The organism is Janthinobacterium sp. PSRC1-1, assembly GCF_049897525.1.
Lineage (GTDB): Bacteria > Pseudomonadota > Gammaproteobacteria > Burkholderiales > Burkholderiaceae_D > Janthinobacterium > Janthinobacterium tructae.
Genome location: NZ_JAFCWK010000015.1, coordinates 93,251 through 110,582 on the forward strand (window position 1 = coordinate 93,251; position 17,332 = coordinate 110,582).

The 17,332-nt window shown below is 65.2% G+C and carries 19 protein-coding genes; 13 read left to right on the forward strand and 6 right to left on the reverse strand.

Annotated elements, in window-relative coordinates; genetic code table 11:
- Positions 1-45: 45 nt before the first annotated feature.
- Complete coding sequence (locus ACP7DW_RS25140) at positions 46-975, reverse strand: AAC(3) family N-acetyltransferase (protein WP_426057228.1); 930 nt, start codon at positions 973-975, stop codon at positions 46-48.
- The gene (locus ACP7DW_RS25145) at positions 968-2,161 is read right to left on the reverse strand and encodes a hypothetical protein (protein WP_426057229.1); all 1,194 of its coding nucleotides are present in this window, start codon (positions 2,159-2,161) and stop codon (positions 968-970) included. Before ACP7DW_RS25145 ends, ACP7DW_RS25140 begins: the two co-directional genes overlap by 8 nt.
- Positions 2,162-2,305: 144 nt before the next feature.
- Here ACP7DW_RS25145 and ACP7DW_RS25150 point away from each other — a divergent pair, with 144 nt between their 5' ends.
- The 3 genes from ACP7DW_RS25150 to ACP7DW_RS25160 are packed head-to-tail and all read left to right on the forward strand — an operon-like array spanning position 2,306 to position 3,153.
- A complete protein-coding gene (locus ACP7DW_RS25150; RefSeq protein WP_426057230.1) occupies positions 2,306-2,533 on the forward strand; it encodes a hypothetical protein in 228 nt (75 codons plus the stop codon).
- 8 nt (positions 2,534-2,541) lie between these two features.
- Complete coding sequence (locus ACP7DW_RS25155; protein ID WP_426057231.1) at positions 2,542-2,898, forward strand: hypothetical protein; 357 nt, start codon at positions 2,542-2,544, stop codon at positions 2,896-2,898.
- A gap of 9 nt (positions 2,899-2,907) precedes the next feature.
- Positions 2,908-3,153 carry a GNAT family N-acetyltransferase gene (locus ACP7DW_RS25160; RefSeq protein WP_426057255.1) on the forward strand — a complete coding sequence of 82 codons (246 nt, stop codon included), beginning with the start codon at positions 2,908-2,910 and terminating at the stop codon, positions 3,151-3,153.
- A 51-nt stretch (positions 3,154-3,204) separates the two neighbouring features.
- Here the strand turns inward: ACP7DW_RS25160 and ACP7DW_RS25165 are convergent, their stop codons facing one another.
- The 4 genes from ACP7DW_RS25165 to ACP7DW_RS25180 form a co-directional block, all read right to left on the reverse strand.
- The gene (locus ACP7DW_RS25165) at positions 3,205-3,411 is read right to left on the reverse strand and encodes a hypothetical protein (protein WP_426057232.1); all 207 of its coding nucleotides are present in this window, start codon (positions 3,409-3,411) and stop codon (positions 3,205-3,207) included.
- 11 nt (positions 3,412-3,422) lie between these two features.
- Positions 3,423-5,117: a hypothetical protein gene (locus tag ACP7DW_RS25170; protein ID WP_426057233.1), complete on the reverse strand. Its 1,695-nt coding sequence runs from the start codon at positions 5,115-5,117 to the stop codon at positions 3,423-3,425.
- A 12-nt stretch (positions 5,118-5,129) separates the two neighbouring features.
- Positions 5,130-5,816 (reverse strand): UPF0149 family protein, encoded by a 687-nt coding sequence (locus ACP7DW_RS25175; protein WP_426057234.1) that lies wholly within the window; start codon positions 5,814-5,816, stop codon positions 5,130-5,132.
- A 131-nt stretch (positions 5,817-5,947) separates the two neighbouring features.
- Positions 5,948-7,453 (reverse strand): peptide MFS transporter, encoded by a 1,506-nt coding sequence (locus ACP7DW_RS25180; RefSeq protein ID WP_141169787.1) that lies wholly within the window; start codon positions 7,451-7,453, stop codon positions 5,948-5,950.
- 311 nt (positions 7,454-7,764) lie between these two features.
- Here ACP7DW_RS25180 and ppnN point away from each other — a divergent pair, with 311 nt between their 5' ends.
- The 10 genes from ppnN to ACP7DW_RS25230 all read left to right on the forward strand — a co-directional run bounded on the left by ppnN (position 7,765) and on the right by ACP7DW_RS25230 (position 17,325).
- Positions 7,765-9,135: a nucleotide 5'-monophosphate nucleosidase PpnN gene (gene ppnN, locus ACP7DW_RS25185; RefSeq protein ID WP_426057235.1), complete on the forward strand. Its 1,371-nt coding sequence runs from the start codon at positions 7,765-7,767 to the stop codon at positions 9,133-9,135.
- 196 nt (positions 9,136-9,331) lie between these two features.
- Positions 9,332-10,399, forward strand: coding sequence for a LacI family DNA-binding transcriptional regulator (locus ACP7DW_RS25190; RefSeq protein WP_426057236.1), 1,068 nt, complete (start codon positions 9,332-9,334; stop codon positions 10,397-10,399).
- Positions 10,400-10,611: 212 nt separating this feature from the next.
- Positions 10,612-11,418, forward strand: coding sequence for a transporter substrate-binding domain-containing protein (locus tag ACP7DW_RS25195; protein WP_426057237.1), 807 nt, complete (start codon positions 10,612-10,614; stop codon positions 11,416-11,418).
- A 91-nt stretch (positions 11,419-11,509) separates the two neighbouring features.
- Positions 11,510-12,202: an amino acid ABC transporter permease gene (locus tag ACP7DW_RS25200; RefSeq protein WP_034782948.1), complete on the forward strand. Its 693-nt coding sequence runs from the start codon at positions 11,510-11,512 to the stop codon at positions 12,200-12,202.
- A gap of 1 nt (position 12,203) precedes the next feature.
- Positions 12,204-12,854, forward strand: coding sequence for an amino acid ABC transporter permease (locus ACP7DW_RS25205; RefSeq protein WP_426057238.1), 651 nt, complete (start codon positions 12,204-12,206; stop codon positions 12,852-12,854).
- A complete protein-coding gene (locus ACP7DW_RS25210) occupies positions 12,841-13,575 on the forward strand; it encodes an amino acid ABC transporter ATP-binding protein (protein WP_426057239.1) in 735 nt (244 codons plus the stop codon). The genes ACP7DW_RS25205 and ACP7DW_RS25210 overlap by 14 nt, the downstream gene beginning before the upstream one ends.
- Positions 13,572-14,318 (forward strand): sugar phosphate isomerase/epimerase family protein, encoded by a 747-nt coding sequence (locus ACP7DW_RS25215; protein WP_426057240.1) that lies wholly within the window; start codon positions 13,572-13,574, stop codon positions 14,316-14,318. The genes ACP7DW_RS25210 and ACP7DW_RS25215 overlap by 4 nt, the downstream gene beginning before the upstream one ends.
- Positions 14,315-15,301 (forward strand): sugar kinase, encoded by a 987-nt coding sequence (locus tag ACP7DW_RS25220; RefSeq protein WP_426057241.1) that lies wholly within the window; start codon positions 14,315-14,317, stop codon positions 15,299-15,301. The genes ACP7DW_RS25215 and ACP7DW_RS25220 overlap by 4 nt, the downstream gene beginning before the upstream one ends.
- 20 nt (positions 15,302-15,321) lie before the next feature.
- Positions 15,322-16,281: a 2-hydroxyacid dehydrogenase gene (locus tag ACP7DW_RS25225; protein ID WP_426057242.1), complete on the forward strand. Its 960-nt coding sequence runs from the start codon at positions 15,322-15,324 to the stop codon at positions 16,279-16,281.
- A 27-nt stretch (positions 16,282-16,308) separates the two neighbouring features.
- Complete coding sequence (locus ACP7DW_RS25230) at positions 16,309-17,325, forward strand: porin (RefSeq protein ID WP_426057243.1); 1,017 nt, start codon at positions 16,309-16,311, stop codon at positions 17,323-17,325.
- Positions 17,326-17,332: the final 7 nt, after the last annotated feature.

Here is a 17,332-nt window from a genome sequence, read left to right on the forward strand (position 1 = left end):
TAGGCACTCCAAGGAAAACCGCCCGGATCGCACCGGGCGGTTTTTTTATGCACGCCCGATGGGCCGCGCCGCCAGCTGCGCCGCGCTGGCGTAGATCGTCACGTGCTCGGACGCCAGCTGGCCCAGGTGCTCGAAAAATGCCTGCGCCGGGATGGCCCACGACGCCGCATCGCCCACTTGCCCGTTCACGCGCAGGCCGGCGGCATCGAATTCGCGCGCAAAATAGTCGCGCAGATCGCCGCGGCCGGGATGGTCGATGCGGCGCTGCGCGACTGCCGGATCGAAAGGGCGCACGGGCACCTCCCAGCGCCGGCCGGCGTGGTCCAGGCAGGCCAGCAGCGTTGTCTCGTCTTCCCACACGGGCACGGGAAAGGCGTCGCCCATGGCGTCTTCCAGCGCGTGATAGAACGTCACCGGCCCCATGGAAATGCCCAGACCCAGCACCTTGGCGTGCTCGCAGCCGATGAAACGCTGCCAGGGCGAGCCCATGCCGAAGATCGAGGGTGCACGGTGGTGCGCCTCGGTGAGGTCGGCGGCATGGCGGCCCCACGCGGACACGGAGTGTGTCGGGTGGATGCTGCGCTGGATATTGCCGCTTGCCAGAAACGCTTCCGGCAACCTCCCCATGTGCGTGCCGTGGCGGCGCGGGTCGAACACATAGTCTTTCATGTCACAGGTGGCGCGCACGGTGCCGCCGGGCAGATAGTAGGTGGGCAGCAGCAGGGTGCCTTGCGGGCCGACGGCGTCCTGCAGGGCATGGACCACGCTCGCCGCGCCGCCTTCCACATAGCCCAGGCTTTTCAGCGAAGAATGCACGAACAGCGTGTCTCCCTGCGCGATGCCCAGCCGCGCCAGGCCGGTGGTCAAGGCGGTGCGCGTCACGTGGGGTGCGCTGTGGCGCATGTGCCGGGCGCTGTCGGCGCGGCGCCACGTTTCCAGCGCGGCCCTGGCGGCGCGCTTGGCCGCTTCAAGCATCGCCGGCTTCCCGTGCCAGTTCCAGTTCCAGCAGGTTCGCATCGATGCAGAACTTGGCGGCCCAGTTCAGGTAAGCCCAGGCGCCGTAGTCGCCATCGACGGGAAACGAGCCCTTGACGCCGCCGCGTGCGTGCGCGGGACCGTCGATGCTGATCGAGCGCCGCACGTAACGGTTCAGGCGGCGCCCGGCGTCGAGGTAGCGCCGCTCGCCGGTGAGCCGATACAACAGGAACAGGCAATGCGCATTTTGTACGGAACCCGTGAGGCAGGCGTAATCGGCGCCAGGCTGGAAGTCCGGGCCGAGGCGGCCGGCCAGGTAGCCGTCGGCCGCCACGGCGCTGGCGATGCCCGTGGCGGTACGCACGGCGGCGTCGAGCAGGTCGGCGCGCCCCGCAAAGCGGTGCGCTTCGAGCAGGCCGCGCAAGGCGTAGCCGATGGTGTGGGTCAAAGGCAGCAGCGGGTTGTCGAGGCAGTTCGAATCGAACCAGCCGTTGGCGCGCTGCTTGCTCAATGCCCAGTCGACCTGACGCAAGCCGGCCGCGCCATAACCGTGGCCCGGCGCGATGCGGTCCGCTTCGAACAGGCCCCAGGCCACATGCGTTTCGTAGGCCTTGTCGCCGGGGCCGGCGAACGGCGTCGGATGCCGGCGCCAGCAGCCGTCGGCATCCTGGCTGTCGCGCAGCCATCTGGCCGCACGCTGCATGGCGTCCTGGTAGGCCGCGCCGTACGCCTCCACGCCGGCGGCCAGGCCAAGCAGGATCTGGCCCGTGTTGAAGGTAACGGGCACGCGTGGCAGAGAATCGATCTTCCCGCCCTGGAAACCGCCTTGCGGGAACTGGATGGACACGCACCAGTCGAGCATGCGGCGCGCGCGCCCATGCAGGGCGGCGTCACCCGTGTGCTGCGCCACGCTGATCATGGTGGGGATGATGTAGCCGGTGGTCTCCGGATAGGAGCTCGACCAGCCTGTCAGCAGGCTGTAATCGCGCGCGACGCCGCCGTCGTGTGAGCTGGAATGGTCTTGCGCCGCGCATAGCCAGGCGGTGCAGGCCTTGACGACGGCTTGCGGGCCGGGATCGATGGCGGGCAGGCCGCGCCGGTCCGACAGGCGCTCCATGCGCGCCGCCGCCGGCAGGCTCGCTGGCGGCGCCAGAGTGTTCCTGATCTTCGCGAGCAAGGCGCGCATGGCAGTCCAGTTGGTGGTTGGCTCAGGCTACTGTAGCGCCGGCAGCGGGCCGGGCTATTGACTTGCCGCAAGGATCAGCGCGCGCATCGCTGTCGCCGGAATTGACGCATAATGGACACTCTACCAACGTCGACGAGGCCCGCCATGAACAGCGTCACGCTTGAATACACGGTCGTCACCAATCCCGACTCCTTTGTCGGCTTCAAGTATTACGTCAAGGCGGGGCAGGCATTCGATGCCGACGATTTTGCCTATTCCTACAAGCTGAACCGCTCCGACCTGGACCCGGACAGCGTGCTGGCCACCCGCGAGGCGGCGGCGCAGCTGCAGCCGGGCGAGTGGTTGACGGTGTCGCATTCGATCGCGGCGTAGCGATATGGATGCGCGTTTCTTGTTTAACTTTACCGGCCCGCCAGAGATATATGCATCGGACTCTTTCCGCATTTCCTGATATCGCTATTGTTCCAACCTTTGCTGAACACGCCGAAGCGCTCGCCACCCTGGTGGGGGGAAACCGTGAACACCTGCACGCTTTTCTTCCCGCCGTGGTGCAACTGGCGTGCGTCGACGATGCCAGGGCTTATCTGGAAGCCGCTGCCGCGCGCGCCGCCAGCGGTGAAGTGCTGGAATGGCATGTTTTTTCCGGCACAGCTTTATGCGGCAGCATCCGCCTGAAAGACATCGACACAGCGGACCGCAATGCCAGAATCGGCTATTACCTGGCCCGTCAGTTCTAGGGCAGGGGCATCGCCAGCGCTGCGGTACACGCCGTCCTGGCGCATGCCTTTGGCGCGCTGCAGTTGCACCGCATCGAATTGCAGTGCGCGGCAAGCAATCATGCCAGCATGGCGCTGGCCGGGCGGCTGGGATTTATGCACGAAGGCGTGCTGCGGCAGGGGGAGCTGTTAAATGGCGTGTTTGTTGATCTGCATGTCTATGGCTTGCTGCAGCCGGATTTTGTGCCGGATGGTGCTGCCCTTCGCCTGGCATGAACCAGGCGCGCAGTTCATCCTCGGCACGCTGCGCCGTTGCCTGCGTCAAGGTCAGTACGATGACTTTTTCCTGCGCCGGTCGGCCAGGTTGACGATGGGATTGCCGTCATGAAACGGCTGGCCATTCGCAAACGCGGTGCGCAGATACGGCGCGCATTGGCCGTCGAGGAAGGCCAGGCGCGCCTGCCACCAGGCCTGTACCGCCGCATACGTGGCATGGTCCTCGAGAAAATCGGCAAACAGGAAGTCGTTCATCATGGTTTCTCCGGCTAGATGCCGAACACTTTCAAAATGGCGTCCGTGAACCCCTCGAACCAGCTGCCGACCTTGCCCGGCTGCTTGCCGTGGCGCGGGGTTTCTTCGTACAGGTAGACGCCGTGGTCGCCGTCGAAGCGGTCGTTGAGCAGCGCCTGCTGGCCGCGCAGGTAGGGGAGGAAGGTTTCGCTGCGCATCGTCGAGTACAGCACGCCGGTGCTAAAGCCCAGGGTGGCGGACTGGCTGATGGAGCGCCCCTGGCCGGCCCGCTCCAGGCGCACGCCGCGGCAGCCGCGCACGATCAGCGTGACGGGGCCGCGAAAGACGATGAAGCGCAACTGCAGGGTGAGCCAGGCGTGCAGGCTGCCCAGGCGCCAGTGGCTCGATATGGCCAGCGGCTGGTTCGCGTCGCAGACCAGTCCCACCAGGCCCCGCGGCTGGAAGACTAATGCGCTGCCGGCTGGCAGGTGGACGACGGCGATTTCCAGCAGCGGATCGTCGCTGGCGGAAATCGTCACGGATGCGGGTACGTCGCTGTGCAGCCGCGTCAGCGCCGCCATGCCGGCCGCCAGGCTCGTCAATGGAAAGCGCCAGTCCAGCAGCCACTGCGTGCGCTTGGTGCTGCTGACGGGCGACGACTGCAGGTAGGCGGGGTGGATCAGCATCTGCTGGCCCGGCTGCAGCAGCAATGCCTGCGAGACGGCGGAAATGCGCGATGCGCCCCGCGGCGGCAGGGGCAGGCTGGCATCGCCGGCTTGCAGCTCGCGCGCGATCGACAGCGGCGGCAAGCGCGCGGCAAGGGGCGCCAGCACGAAGTAAAAGAAGGCCTTGATGGCGACGGGCAGCAGGATGGCCGACAGCACCAGCAGGGCGGCCGTGGGCACCACGTCCAGCACGGGCGCGCGCCAGCGGGCGATCCAGTTGCGCGCCAGTTGCGTTTCGCCGGCCGCAATCGCCTCTTGTACGGGAGTCAGGGCGCCGGCCAGCGCCACGCCATCGATGGCGAATGGCGTGGGGCGGGCCGCATTGTTGGTGCGCGCGCGCTGCGCCGCCCAGGCGCGATACGCTTGCAGGTTGATCTCGCGCAGGCGCTGCCCCTCGGCTTCGAGCCGCGACAGCTGCGCGTAGGCGTCGCTGCCAGGCAGGCGCGCCACCACGGGGTGCTGCGCTTCCAGTTGCCGGCGCTGGGCCAGGTTGTGCTGCAGCGCGGCATACGCGTTGACGTGTTCCGCCTGCAGGCGCGCCAAGGTGTGCCGCGCATCTTCGCCTTTGACCGCCGCTTGCAGGGCGCTCAGATAACGGGCTTCCTGCGCCAGCACTTCGATTTCCACGCGGCGCGCCGCTTCCTCTTGCGCGTGCAAGGCCAGCGTGTGCGTGTCGGGCAGGGGAAGGGTGAACAGCGACGCTCGCTGGCGCGCGCGCAAGGCGCTCAATTGCGCCTGCACTTGCGCCAGGCGGGTGGCGATGGCCGTTTGCGAAGCATGTGTCAGGGCGTTGACACGCGCCGTGGCGGCAGCGGCCAGACCGGCGCCATGGCTGCCGGCGCTGTCGGACGCCTGGCGCAGTACGGCGACGGCCTCGCTGCCGGCGCTGTAGGCGCGCCATTCGGCCAGCAGCAGGCGTCCGGCCAGCAGGATGACGATGAACAGCGCGAACTGCAGCGCGTGGCGCAGCAGGAAGCGCAGGATGGCCGTCAGCAGCTGGCGCAAGGAGGTGCTGCCTTAGTTCGCCGCGCTATCGGCGTCGGCACAGCATTTTTTGTACTTCTTGCCGCTGCCGCAGTGGCACGGGTCGTTGCGGCCCGTTTTGGGTAGTTCGCGCAAGACGGTGGCGCCGGACTGGCTTTGCGCCTGGCTTTTCAGGTGGCGCTGGCGCGCCCAGGCGGCGTTGATGGCGATGACGGCAGGAATCACGCCATCCATGGCCGTTTCGGCCGCATCGTCATCGAGTTCGCTGGCCGTGGCCAGGTGCTGGAACGGCGCCAGGTATTGCGGGTGGCTGACGGCCAGGGCCGCCCACTGGGGCTTGTCCAGACTCGTGCCCAGGACAAAACCGGCGCACCAGGCGCTCACGCTCCATTCGGGGCCGCAGACGTAGATGGGCTCGAAGCTGTCCGGGTCCTTCGCCAGCCATTCGACCATGTAAGCGTGATGGCGCTGCGCCAGGCTGGCCGCCCGTTCGCTGGCCTCGTCCTGTGCCGGCAAGGCGCTGCCGGCCGCCTTGTCCCAGACCCATGGCAGCCATTGTTCCGGCGTGATCTGTTTCGGGCTCAGAGCGATGGCCGTGAGGAAGCCTTCCAGCATCGACACGTCCATGGCGGCGCCGGCCAGGGCGGGCGCGGCCAGCAGGGTGTCGAGTTCGGCGTATTCGTCGTCGGAGAGGGGCGAGGTGGTGGAGATGCTGGACATGAGATTTTTCTGTAATTTGATTGAGGTGGCCATCGGCCCTGGCGGTATTGTACCGCCCGGCAAGGGGAAAGCCGGCGCTGGAATGAAAAACGGCGACCCGCAGGCCGCCGTCTTTATCCAGGGCAGAACGCTTACTTCACGCCGTGCATCAGTTTGTTGATCAGCGGTGCGATCAGGAACAGGATCACGCCGGCGCCCAGCAGGGACCAGAAGCCGAAGGTGTAGCCGGACAGGGCCGACTGCACCGACATGCCGCTCGTGCCGCTGACGTGGCTGGCGAAGATGCCCGACAGGTTGTTGCCGATACCGGTCGACAGGAACCAGCCGCCCATGCCCAGGCCCACCAGGCGCACTGGCGCCAGCTTGGTGACCATCGACAGGCCGATAGGCGACAGGCACAGCTCGCCGATCGATTGCAGCACGTAGACGGTGGTCAGGGTCCAGAACGGGATCTTGTTATCGGCGCCAACCAGGCTCGACAGAGCGAAGATCAGCAAACCGAAGGCCAGCGCATTGCCCAGCAAGCCCAGGCCGAATTTGCGCGGGATCGATGGATTGACGTTGTGGCGTGCCAGGTAGACCCAGACGGCGGCGATGAGAGGCGCGAAGACGATGATGGCAACCGAGTTGACGGTCTGGAAGTAGGCGGTTGGGAAGATCCAGAAGCCCAGGTCGCGGTTGACGATCTTGTCAGCCAGGAAGGTAAACGAGCTGCCAGCCTGTTCGAAGAACATCCAGAACAGGATGTTGAAGACAAAGATCAGCAGCATGGCGATGACGCGGTCGCGCGCCACTTTGCCGTTGCGGATACCTTCGATCATCAGCATGAAGGCCAGGCCGACGAACAGCACGGTCAGGACGATTTGCAGTTTTTCAGCGCCGACGGTCAGCAGGAAGTACATCAGCGGGATCACGCACAGGCAGCCCAGGGCGACCCAGACGACGCGCATCGGGTTGCCGGAACCGGCTTCCGGTGCGCCGATGCCCTTCAGGGCGCGGCGGCCGATGAAGAACCATACCAGGCTGATCAGCATGCCGAAACCGGACGCCATGAAGACCATCTTGTACGAAGGCATGGCGCTGGTGCCGAAGATCGACTCGGCCAGCCACTGGGTGAAGACGGGCGCGACCATGGCGCCCATGTTGATACCCATGTAGAAGATCGTGAAGCCGCTGTCGCGGCGCGGATCGGCTGTCGTGTACAGCTTGCCGACCATGGTCGAGATGTTCGGTTTGAACATGCCGTTACCGACGATCATGGTGGCCAGGCCCAGGTTGAAGATGTCCTGGTTCGGCACCGAGATGCAGAACAGGCCGGCTGCCATGAAAATGGCGCCCAGCAGGATCGAGCGCTGGTAACCGATGACGCGGTCGGCGATGTAGCCGCCGAACAGGGCGCCGGCGTACACCAGCGCGAGGAAGGAACCGTAGGTCAGGTTGGCCGCTGCCTGTCCCGAACCGTCGCCAGCATGGAACTGGGCCACGATGTACAGTACCAGCGCCCAGCGAACTCCGTAGAACGCGAAGCGTTCCCAGAATTCAGTCATGAACAACATCCACAATGGGCTTGGATGGCCCATAATCTGCTTGAACTCGGGAATAACGGCTTCCTTGTTGGGCGTAGTCGCACCGCTCATGCGGTTCCTCCTGAAAAATTATTATAGTCAATCGATACAACAAACTTATGGAAGCCTGCGGGCGGCGGGGACTCTCATGAAGAACCTCACGCACGGGAATTCCAATAGGCAGGCATTCTAATCTACAAATTGCGCTGAGCGAAGGTTTCCATTCGCATTAGCAAGAATGACTGTTTCATATTAATCAAACCGGTTTGCAGGCAAGGGCGGCCCGGGCGATTTTGTGGCGGCACAGCACAACTTGCCCGACTTGTCGTATATTAAGGTTGCAAGACCTTCGAGCATCGATTTTTAAAGGAATTTTTCGCATTATGGAACACGACGTTATCGATACTCTGGTTTCACCGGAAGGCCGCCTGGACGTGCTCTCCAAGACTGAAGTCAACAAACTGCTCGACACCAGCCAGGGCGGCCTGTACAACACTTTCCGCCGCTGCGCGCTGGCGGTCTTGAATTGCGGCAGCACCATCGACGATGGCCGCGCCCTGCTGGAGCGCTACCAATCGTTTGAAATCTCCATCATCCAGCGCGAGCGCGGCATCAAGCTCGACATCAAGGGCGCGCCAGCCATCGCCTTTGTCGATGGCAAGATGATCAAGGGCATCCACGAGCATTTGTTTGCCGTGCTGCGCGACATCATCTTCGTCAGCGATGAAGTCACGGGCAACCCGAAATTCGACTTGCAGAGCACGGAAGGCGTGACGGACGCCGTCTTCCACATCCTGCGCAACGCCAATGTGCTGCAAACCCAGCTCAACCCGAACCTGGTCGTCTGCTGGGGCGGACATTCGATCAACCGCGCCGAATACAATTATTCGAAGGAAGTGGGCTACCAGCTGGGCTTGCGCGGCCTCGACATCTGCACCGGTTGCGGCCCGGGCGCCATGAAGGGCCCCATGAAGGGCGCCACCATCGGCCACGCCAAGCAGCGCTTGCACAATGGACGGTATCTCGGCATCACCGAGCCGGGCATCATCGCGGCAGAGTCGCCGAACCCCATCGTCAATGACCTCGTCATCATGCCGGACATCGAGAAGCGCCTGGAAGCGTTTGTGCGCACCGGCCACGGCATTGTCGTGTTCCCCGGCGGCGCCGGTACGGCCGAAGAGATTTTATATATCCTCGGTATCCTGCTGCACCCGGATAACGCCGAGATCCCGTTCCCGCTGATCTTCACGGGGCCGGAAACCTCGCGCGAGTATTTCGTGCAGATCAACCAGTTCATCAGCGACACGCTGGGCCCGGAAGCGCAGCAGCGCTACAAGATCATCATCGACGACCCGGAACTGGTGGCGCGCGAGATGCTCGAAGGCATACGCCAGGTGCGCGAATTCCGCAAGGCGCACAGCGACGCGTATTACTTCAATTGGCTGCTGAAGATCGACCACGAGTTCCAGAAGCCGTTCCAGCCCACGCATGAAAACATGCGCAACCTGAGCCTGCACAAGAACCAGCCCACGCACTTGCTGGCGGCCCAGCTGCGCCGCGCGTTTTCCGGCGTGGTGGCGGGCAACGTCAAGGATGACGGCATCCGCTCGATCGAAGAGCATGGCAACTTCGAGATCCACGGCGACAAATCCATCGCCGGCCCGATGGATGCGCTGCTGGCATCCTTCGTGGCGCAGCACCGCATGAAGCTGGCGGGCACGGCGTATGTGCCTTGCTATACCGTGGTCCAGTAAACAGTCTTGACACCATCGCGCCGCCCGCCCCCTGCGTTTGCCGGGGGGGAGGGTGGCGCTTTTCACATTTGGCCCCCAGCGTGTGCTTTCGCTACCACAAGTCATCAAATCGCTTGCGTCATCGATGTGCGGGTGCTATCTTTGGAACCGGTTCCAAAATAAAAATATGCAAGTCAACAGGTAGTGGAGAACAAGCTTGGATTCAGTACGCGGCAATAAAAAAACCCTCTCCGGCGAGCCGGCACGGCCCGTGACCATCGCCCAGGTGGCGCGCGAGGCGGGCGTGTCGAAGACCAGCGTGTCGCGCTTTCTCGGCGGTGAACTGGACGCTTTGTCCGAAAACATCCGCCAGCAGATCACCAGCACCATCGCGCGCCTCGGCTACCAGCCGAACCAGATGGCGCGCGGCCTCAAGCGCGGACGCACGCGCCTGATCGGCATGGTGGTGGCCGATATGCTGAACCCTTACACGGTGGCGGTGCTGCAAGGCGTGGAAGCGGCCTGTCAGCAACATGGCTATACCTTGATTTTATGTAACACCGGCAATGACGAACAGCGCGAACGCCAGTCGCTGGCCGCGCTGCGCTCGTACAGCGTGGAAGGGCTGATCGTCAACACGCAGGGGCGCAACATCGAATCGTCCGACTTGCAGCAGGCGGGCATGCCCATCGTGCTGGTCGACCGCCGCATCGAGGGCGCCGATTTCGACCTGGTGGGCCTGGACAATGTGCAGGCCGGCCGCCTGGCAACCCAACACTTGATCGAGCAGGGTTTCGACGCCATCGCCTTCGTCGCACCGCCCTTGACGGGCGTCAGCTCGCGCCTGATGCGCGCCGAGGGTTTTCAATCCGTGATGGCCGAGCATCCGGGCTGCGTGGGCGCAGTGCTGGCGGTGGACCTGGACGACCGGCCCGCCATCGACGCGCAGGTGCGGCACTGCCTGGCGCAGTGGCGCGGCCGCCGCGTGGCGCTGCTGGCCTCGAATGGCATGGTGGCGCTGGAACTGGCGCTGATGCTGCAACGCCTCGAATTACGGATGCCGCAGGACGTGGGCTTGCTGGGCTTTGACGAATTGCCGTGGTCGCCACTGGCGGGTCTGAGCACGATCGAGCAGCAGACGTACGAGATCGGCTTTTCGGCGATGACGTGCATGCTGTCGCGCCTGCAGGGCGAGCAATGCCCGCCGCGCGAGGTGCTGTTGCCAGGCAAGCTGATTGTGCGCAATTCCACCCAGCGGACAATTGCGGGCAAGAGTGGCGATTGAAGGGAAGAGGGCGTTGCCCTTTTTTTTGGACAAGCTTTGGAACCGGTTTCATAGCATTTCTTCACACTGGAAAGGGGCGTGAATAGTCAGGCAGGGCAATGGTTGGCATGCAGTTGGAGTGATACGGCAAGAGACGAAATAAATCGTCCATTTGACACTATTCCCGGAAGTGCCTCGACGAGGCCGGTACCGGGATCACAGGAGACGGAAACATGAAGATGACGACACTGTTCTATTCGAAGATACTGGCTTGCGCACTGGCAGCCACGTGTGCCCTCGGTGCGGCGGCCGATGCCGGCGCCCAGACGCTGGGCGACTTGATCAAGAAAGGCAAGCTGACCATCGGCGTGGTCAGCGGCACGCCGCCGTTCGGCAGCATCGACGCCAAGGGCGCACCCGTCGGCTATGACGTCGACGTCGCCAATCTGATCGGCAAATACCTGAACCTGCCCGTGGAAATCGTACCGCTGACGGCGCCCTCGCGCGTGCCGTCGCTGGAATCGGGCAAGGTCGACTTCCTCGTGGCGACCCTGGCGCCCACGCCGGAACGGGCCAAGACCCTGATGTTCACCATGCCTTACAGCGCGTTCGAACTGGCGATCGTCGCGCCGGTCGGCGGCAAATTCAAGGCCCTGGCCGAGTTGAAGGGCAAGAAAGTGGGCGTGACGCGCGGCACCACGAACGACACGGCGCTGAGCCGCATGGCGCCGGCCGGCACCAATATCGTGCGTTTCGAAGATGACGCCACTGTCACCCAGGCCTTGCTCAGCAAGCAGGTCGATGCCGTCTCGATCCCCAGCACGATGGCGCTCGACATCATCAAGACGCGCGGCGCGGGCAAGATCGAGGTCCGCTTCACCTACTCGCTGCAACCGAACTCGATGGCGGTGCGCCGCGGCGACTTCGAGCTGCACCAGTGGCTCAACAATTTCATCTACTACGTCAAGCTGAACGGCGAACTCGACGCCATCGCGCGCAAGTGGAGCGGCGCGCCGCTGCCGGCGCTGCCGACCTTCTGATACCGCAAGCCGCACAGGAAAAGTGTTGCTCCGTACGGCGCGCCACCGTGGTGGCGTCGCCGGGGATGCGCACGTAGACAAGGAGTTGAGTATGCCGTATGAATTTCATTTCGAACTCGTCATGCAATCGCTGGACCGCCTGTTGTGGGGCGCGGCGCTGACGATACGCCTGAGCGCCCTGGCGATGGTGCTGGGCCTGGCGGTGGGCGTGTGCGCCGCCGTCATCCTGAAGAATGGTCCCGCCTATGCCCGCGCCGTGGTGCGCGCGTATGTCGAGATCATCCGCAGCACGCCGTTCCTGGTGCAGCTGTTCATCATCTACTTCGGCTTGCCGTCGCTGGGCCTGCAACTGGACGCCAACGGCGCCGCGCTCGTCGCCATGACGGTCAACCTGGGCGCCTATGCGGCGGAAATCGTACGCGCCGGCATCGGCGCCGTGCATCCCTCGCAACTGGAGGCGGCCCAAGCCTTGGGCATGACGCGCTGGCAGGTGATGCGCCACGTGGTGCTGCTGCCGGCGCTGGAAAAAGTGTATCCGGCGCTGGCCAGCCAGTTCACCTTGATGATGCTCGCCTCGAGCGTGGTGTCGGCCATTTCCGCCGAAGAGCTGACCGCCGCCGCCCACCTGCTCGACTCGGAAACCTTCCGCAGCTTCGAGATCTACATCGTCGTGATGGTGCTGTACATCCTGCTGGCCCTGCTGTTCCGCTTCGGCTTCTGGGTGCTGGGCCAGATCGTCTTCAAACGCCGCCGCCGTCTGGGCGCGGTGCGCATGGGAGCATGACATGATCAGTGACTTTTCCTGGGATAACCTGCAATTTCTGCTCGAGGCCACGCGCTGGACCATCGGCCTGTCGCTGCTCGTCTTCATCACGGGCGGTATCGCCGGCTTCGCGGTGGCGCTGCTGCGCACGGCGCGCAGCCCGTTCCTGCGTTGCATCAGCGCCCTGTACATCCAGCTGGTGCAGGGCACACCCGTGCTGATCGTGCTGTTCCTCACCTATTACGGGCTGGCCCTGTTCGGCTACAAGCTGTCGCCGATCATCGCGGCCGGCGCGGCGATGACGATTTTTTCCAGCGCCTACCTGGGCGAGATCTGGCGCGGCTGCATCGAAGGCGTGCAGCGGCAGCAGTGGGAAGCGTCGGCCGCGCTGGCGCTGAACCGCTACCAGCAGCTGCGCTACGTCATCCTGCCGCAGGCGCTGCGCCATTCGCTGCCGCCGACGGTGGGCTTCATGGTGCAGATCATCAAGAATACCTCGATCACCTCGATCATCGGCGTGGTGGAATTGACGCGCGCAGGGCAACTGGTCAGCAACGCGACCTTCCTGCCTTTCATCGTCTTCCCCGTCGTCGCCCTGATCTACTTCGCGCTGTGCTATCCGCTGTCGCGCTACAGCCATTCACTGGAAAGGAAATTCCATGCCCATCGTTGAAATCGACAATATCAGCAAGAGCTTCGGCGCCAATCATGTGCTCAAGGGCGTCTCGTTCGCCGTCGAGCGGGGCCAGGTGATCGCCGTGATCGGCCGCAGCGGCTCCGGCAAGAGCACCATGCTGCGCTGTATCAACGGCCTGGAAACCATCGACAGCGGCAGCATCGTCGTGGCCGGCCATACGCTGACGGCGCGCCAGGAGCATCTGCTCGACTTGCGCAAGGATGTCGGCATGGTCTTCCAGAGCTACAACCTGTTCCCCCACCTGACGGTGGAAGAAAACGTCATGCTGGCGCCGCGCATCGTCAAGAAGGTGCCCGATGCCCAGGGCCGCGCCACGGCGCTGCGCGTGCTCAAACAGGTGGGTCTGGAGCACAAGCGCGAAGCCTATCCCGAGCAGTTGTCGGGCGGCCAGCAGCAGCGCGTGGCGATCGCCCGTTCGCTGGCGATGGAACCGCAGGTGATGCTGTTCGACGAAGTGACGTCGGCGCTCGACCCGGAACTCACGCAGGAAGTGCTGAAAGTGATGGAAGAGCTGGCGCAGGCGGGCATGACGATGCTGCTGGTGACGCACGAGATGGAGTTCGCGCGGCGCATGGCCGACGTCACCGTCTTCATGCACCAGGGATTGGTGTGGGAGAGCGGGCCGTCGGAAGCGTTTTTCAGCAACCCGCAAACGCCCGAAGCGCGCCAGTTCGTCGGCGCGGGAGCGATCAAATGAGCCCCGTCCTGGTGGCGGCGTCGGCCTACGGCGCAAGCAGGGTAAGGCAGCTGGGGCAAAGCCATTTCATCGACGTGGTGGCCGATGCGGGCGGCGCCGGCATCGAAATCCGCCGCGAGCTGTTTACTTCCGACTTGCCCGACCTGGCGCGCATGGGCGCGGCGGTGGCCGCGCGCGGCCTGTACTCGGTGTATTCCACGCCCATCGAATTGTGGGGCGAGGACGGCCTGCCGCAGCTGGCGCTGCTGCAGCAGATGCTGGACGAGGCGGCGAGGCTCGGCGCGCGTTACCTGAAGGTGTCGCTGGGCCACTACCCGGCCGCGCCGGATTTGCTCGCCTTGAAGGCCCAGCTGGCGGCCGCACCCGTGGCGCTGCTGGTAGAAAACGACCAGACGGCCCATGGCGGCGCGCTGGCGACGATGGCGCGCTTCCTGGCGGCGGCGCGCGACATCGGACTGCCGGTGGGGCTGACCTTCGACATCGGCAACTGGCGCTGGGTGGGCGAGGACGCGCAGCAGGCGGCGCGCCTGCTGGCGCCGTACGTGCGCTATGTGCACTGCAAGGCCGTTCTGGAGGACGGGGGCCGGCTGTCGGCGTGCGCCGTTTCCGATGCCGATCCCACTTGGCGCGCCGTCTTCGCGCACTTCGCGCCGGGCGTGCAGCGGGCCATCGAATTCCCGCTCGAAGGCGCCGACCTGGTGGCTGAAACGGGCCGCTACATCCGGATGCTGGAGGCCGCATGAGGGAACAAGAACCGCGTCAAAAGGAAATTCAAGGAGCGCACGCGCTCGACGTCGTCACCTACGGCGAGGCGATGGCGATGTTCGTTGCCGAGGAAACGGGGGACTTGGCGGCCGTGGCGCACTTTACGCGCCGCCTGGCCGGCGCCGAGACGAATGTCGCCATCGGCCTGGCGCGCCTGGGCTTGAAGGTCGGCTGGCTGAGCCGCGTGGGCGATGATTCCTTTGGCCGCTTCATCCGCGCCAGCGTGCAGGCCGAGGGTGTCGACTGCAGCCGGGTCGTCACCGTCGCCGGCCAGACCAGCGCCTTCCAGCTCAAGGCCCGGGCCGAGAACGGCGCCGACCCGCTGGTCGAATACTTCCGCAAGGGTTCCGCCGCCAGCCGGCTGGCGCCCGAGCACTTCGACCCTGCCTATTTCCTGTCCGCGCGCCACCTGCACGCCACGGGCGTGGCGGCGGCGCTGTCCGCCACCAGCCTGGCGTTCGCCGGCCAGGCCATCGACTTCATGCGCGAGCATGGCCGCACGGTGTCGTTCGACCCGAACCTGCGGCCCACGCTGTGGCCCTCACAAGCCGTCATGGTCGAGCAGATCAACCGCCTCGCCGCCAAGGCGGACTGGGTGCTGCCCGGCCTGGGCGAAGGAAAAATCCTCACCGGCCACGACCTGCCGCACGACGTCGCCGGCTTTTATTTGCAACAGGGCGCGCGCCTGGTGGTCATCAAGCTGGGCGCCGAGGGCGCCTATTACCGCACGGCCGAGGGCGACAGCGGCGTGGTGCCGGGCGAGCGCGTGGCCAATGTGGTCGACACGGTGGGTGCCGGCGACGGCTTCGCGGCTGGTCTCGTCAGCGCCTTGCTGGAAGGCTTGCCGCTGGCGCATGCCGTACGGCGCGGCAACCGGGTCGGCGCCTTCGCCATCCAGGTGGCCGGCGACATGGAAGGCTTGCCGACCCGCGCCCAGCTTGACGCGCTGGTCCCATCTTGAATCGAACAGGAGAAATACGCGTGAAAAAACATGTGGTTGTCTATAAAAAACTGGCCGAGCCGCTGCTGGCGCGCCTGCGCGCCGAATGCGAGGTGACGTACTTCGAGGCGATCGATGCGGGCAACCGCGCCGCGTTCGCCGACGCCATCCGCGGCGCGCACGGCTTGCTGGGCGCCAGCGTGCGCCTGGACCGCGAACTGCTGGACCCGGCCGAAGTGCTGCGCATCATTTCCACCATCTCGGTGGGCGTCGACCAGTTCGACGTCGATTACCTGCGCGAACGGGGCATCCTGCTGGCCAATACGCCGGACGTGCTGACGGAAACGACAGCCGACACGATCTTCGCGCTGATCCTGGCCAGCGCGCGGCGCGTCGTCGAACTGGCCGAATTCGTCAAGGCGGGACGCTGGACGCGCAGCGTGGGCGAAAGCCAGTACGGCGTCAACGTGCACGGCAAGACTATCGGCATGCTGGGCATGGGCCGCATCGGCCGCGCCGTCGCCCGCCGCGCCGCGCTGGGTTTCGGCATGCAGGTGCTGTACGTGAATGGCGAAGCGGTGCCCGAGGTGGAAGCGGCGCTGGGCGCGCGCCAGGTGGCGCTCGACGACTTGCTGGCCGGCTCCGACTTCGTCTGCGTGGTGCTGCCGCTGACGGCACAGACGGAACGCATGATGGGCCGGCGCGAGTTCGCGCTGATGCGCCCCGGCGCCATCTTCATCAACGGCTCGCGCGGGCGCATCGTCGACGAGGCGGCGCTGATCGAGGCGCTGCAGCAGGGCACCATCCATGGCGCCGGTCTCGACGTGTTCGAGCGCGAACCGCTGGCGCCGGACAATCCGCTGCCGCGCATGGCCAATGTGGTGGCGCTGCCGCACATCGGCTCGGCCACGCACGAAACGCGCTACGCCATGGCGCAGCAGGCCGTGGACAACCTGCTGGCCGGCCTGCGCGGCGAGCGTCCGCGCCATCTGGTCAGCTAAGAACAGTATCAACAGACAGGAAAAGAGATGAAGAAGAAGTTAGTAGGGGCAATGATCATTTGCGCTGGCAGCGGCCTGTGCTCGGCGCAGTCGAACGTGGCCATGTACGGCATCATGGACCTGGGCGTGGTGTCCGAGAGCGGCGGCGCCGGCGGCAGGGTGCTCAAGGTAACGAGCGGCATCGCCAACGGTTCGCGGCTCGGTTTCAAGGGCAGCGAAGACCTGGGCGGCGGCATGACGGCGATCTTTACGATGGATGCGGGCATCCTGGCCGACACGGGCGCTTCGGCCCAGGGTGGCCTGCTGTTCGGGCGCCAGGCCTTCGTCGGCCTCGCCGGCGCGGCAGGCACCTTGCGCCTGGGCCGCCAGTACACCTTCATCGACAGCAGCCTGGGCGCGCTGGACCCGTTCTACCTGGGGTTTGCGGGCAGGATGAGCAATGTCTTCACGGCCGGCTACATCAGCCGGGTCGACAACAGCATCACCTACAGCTCGCCCGTGCGCGGGGGACTCTCCGGCGAACTGGCGTACGGCTTTGGCGAAGTACCGGGCGATGCCTCGGCCAGGCGCTACGCCGGCGCGGCGGCCACCTATGCCAGCGGGCCGCTGTACGTGCGCATGGCGCACCAGGACGCCAACACCCTGTCAAGCGCGCTGGTGGCGGGGACGGCGAGGAACACGGTGCTTGGGGCCACCTGGGACTTCGGCGTGGTCAAGGCGCATGGCGCCGTGGCCGTCAGCAAGAGCACGGCGGGCGCCGCCACCACGGTCGACAGCGCGGACCTGATGCTGGGCGCCACCGTGCCGGTGGGTCCGCACCGCGTGTTGTTCTCGTATGTGCGGCGCGACGACCGGCGTGCCGCCAACGGCGACGCTGCGCAGATCGGCATCGGCTACACGTATGCGCTGTCGAAGCGCAGCACCTTGTATGCGGCCTACGCGCATATCGACAACCGCAACGGCGCCGCCTACCTGGTGGGCAACGCCACCGACAACGGCAGCGGCAACCAGGCCTGGAACCTGGGCCTGCGCCACACTTTTTAACGGGAGA

Bases quoted from the DNA above. Each gene is read 5' to 3' on its own strand.
- ACP7DW_RS25140 (WP_426057228.1), bottom strand. From the start codon at position 975: ATGCTTGAAGCGGCCAAGCGCGCCGCCAGGGCCGCGCTGGAAACGTGG.
- ACP7DW_RS25145 (WP_426057229.1), bottom strand. From the start codon at position 2,161: ATGCGCGCCTTGCTCGCGAAGATCAGGAACACTCTGGCGCCGCCAGCG.
- ACP7DW_RS25150 (WP_426057230.1), top strand. From the start codon at position 2,306: ATGAACAGCGTCACGCTTGAATACACGGTCGTCACCAATCCCGACTCC.
- ACP7DW_RS25155 (WP_426057231.1), top strand. From the start codon at position 2,542: ATGCGCGTTTCTTGTTTAACTTTACCGGCCCGCCAGAGATATATGCAT.
- ACP7DW_RS25165 (WP_426057232.1), bottom strand. From the start codon at position 3,411: ATGATGAACGACTTCCTGTTTGCCGATTTTCTCGAGGACCATGCCACG.
- ACP7DW_RS25175 (WP_426057234.1), bottom strand. From the start codon at position 5,816: ATGTCCAGCATCTCCACCACCTCGCCCCTCTCCGACGACGAATACGCC.
- ACP7DW_RS25180 (WP_141169787.1), bottom strand. From the start codon at position 7,453: ATGAGCGGTGCGACTACGCCCAACAAGGAAGCCGTTATTCCCGAGTTC.
- ppnN (WP_426057235.1), top strand. From the start codon at position 7,765: ATGGAACACGACGTTATCGATACTCTGGTTTCACCGGAAGGCCGCCTG.
- ACP7DW_RS25195 (WP_426057237.1), top strand. From the start codon at position 10,612: ATGAAGATGACGACACTGTTCTATTCGAAGATACTGGCTTGCGCACTG.
- ACP7DW_RS25200 (WP_034782948.1), top strand. From the start codon at position 11,510: ATGCCGTATGAATTTCATTTCGAACTCGTCATGCAATCGCTGGACCGC.
- ACP7DW_RS25205 (WP_426057238.1), top strand. From the start codon at position 12,204: ATGATCAGTGACTTTTCCTGGGATAACCTGCAATTTCTGCTCGAGGCC.
- ACP7DW_RS25210 (WP_426057239.1), top strand. From the start codon at position 12,841: ATGCCCATCGTTGAAATCGACAATATCAGCAAGAGCTTCGGCGCCAAT.
- ACP7DW_RS25215 (WP_426057240.1), top strand. From the start codon at position 13,572: ATGAGCCCCGTCCTGGTGGCGGCGTCGGCCTACGGCGCAAGCAGGGTA.
- ACP7DW_RS25220 (WP_426057241.1), top strand. From the start codon at position 14,315: ATGAGGGAACAAGAACCGCGTCAAAAGGAAATTCAAGGAGCGCACGCG.
- ACP7DW_RS25230 (WP_426057243.1), top strand. From the start codon at position 16,309: ATGAAGAAGAAGTTAGTAGGGGCAATGATCATTTGCGCTGGCAGCGGC.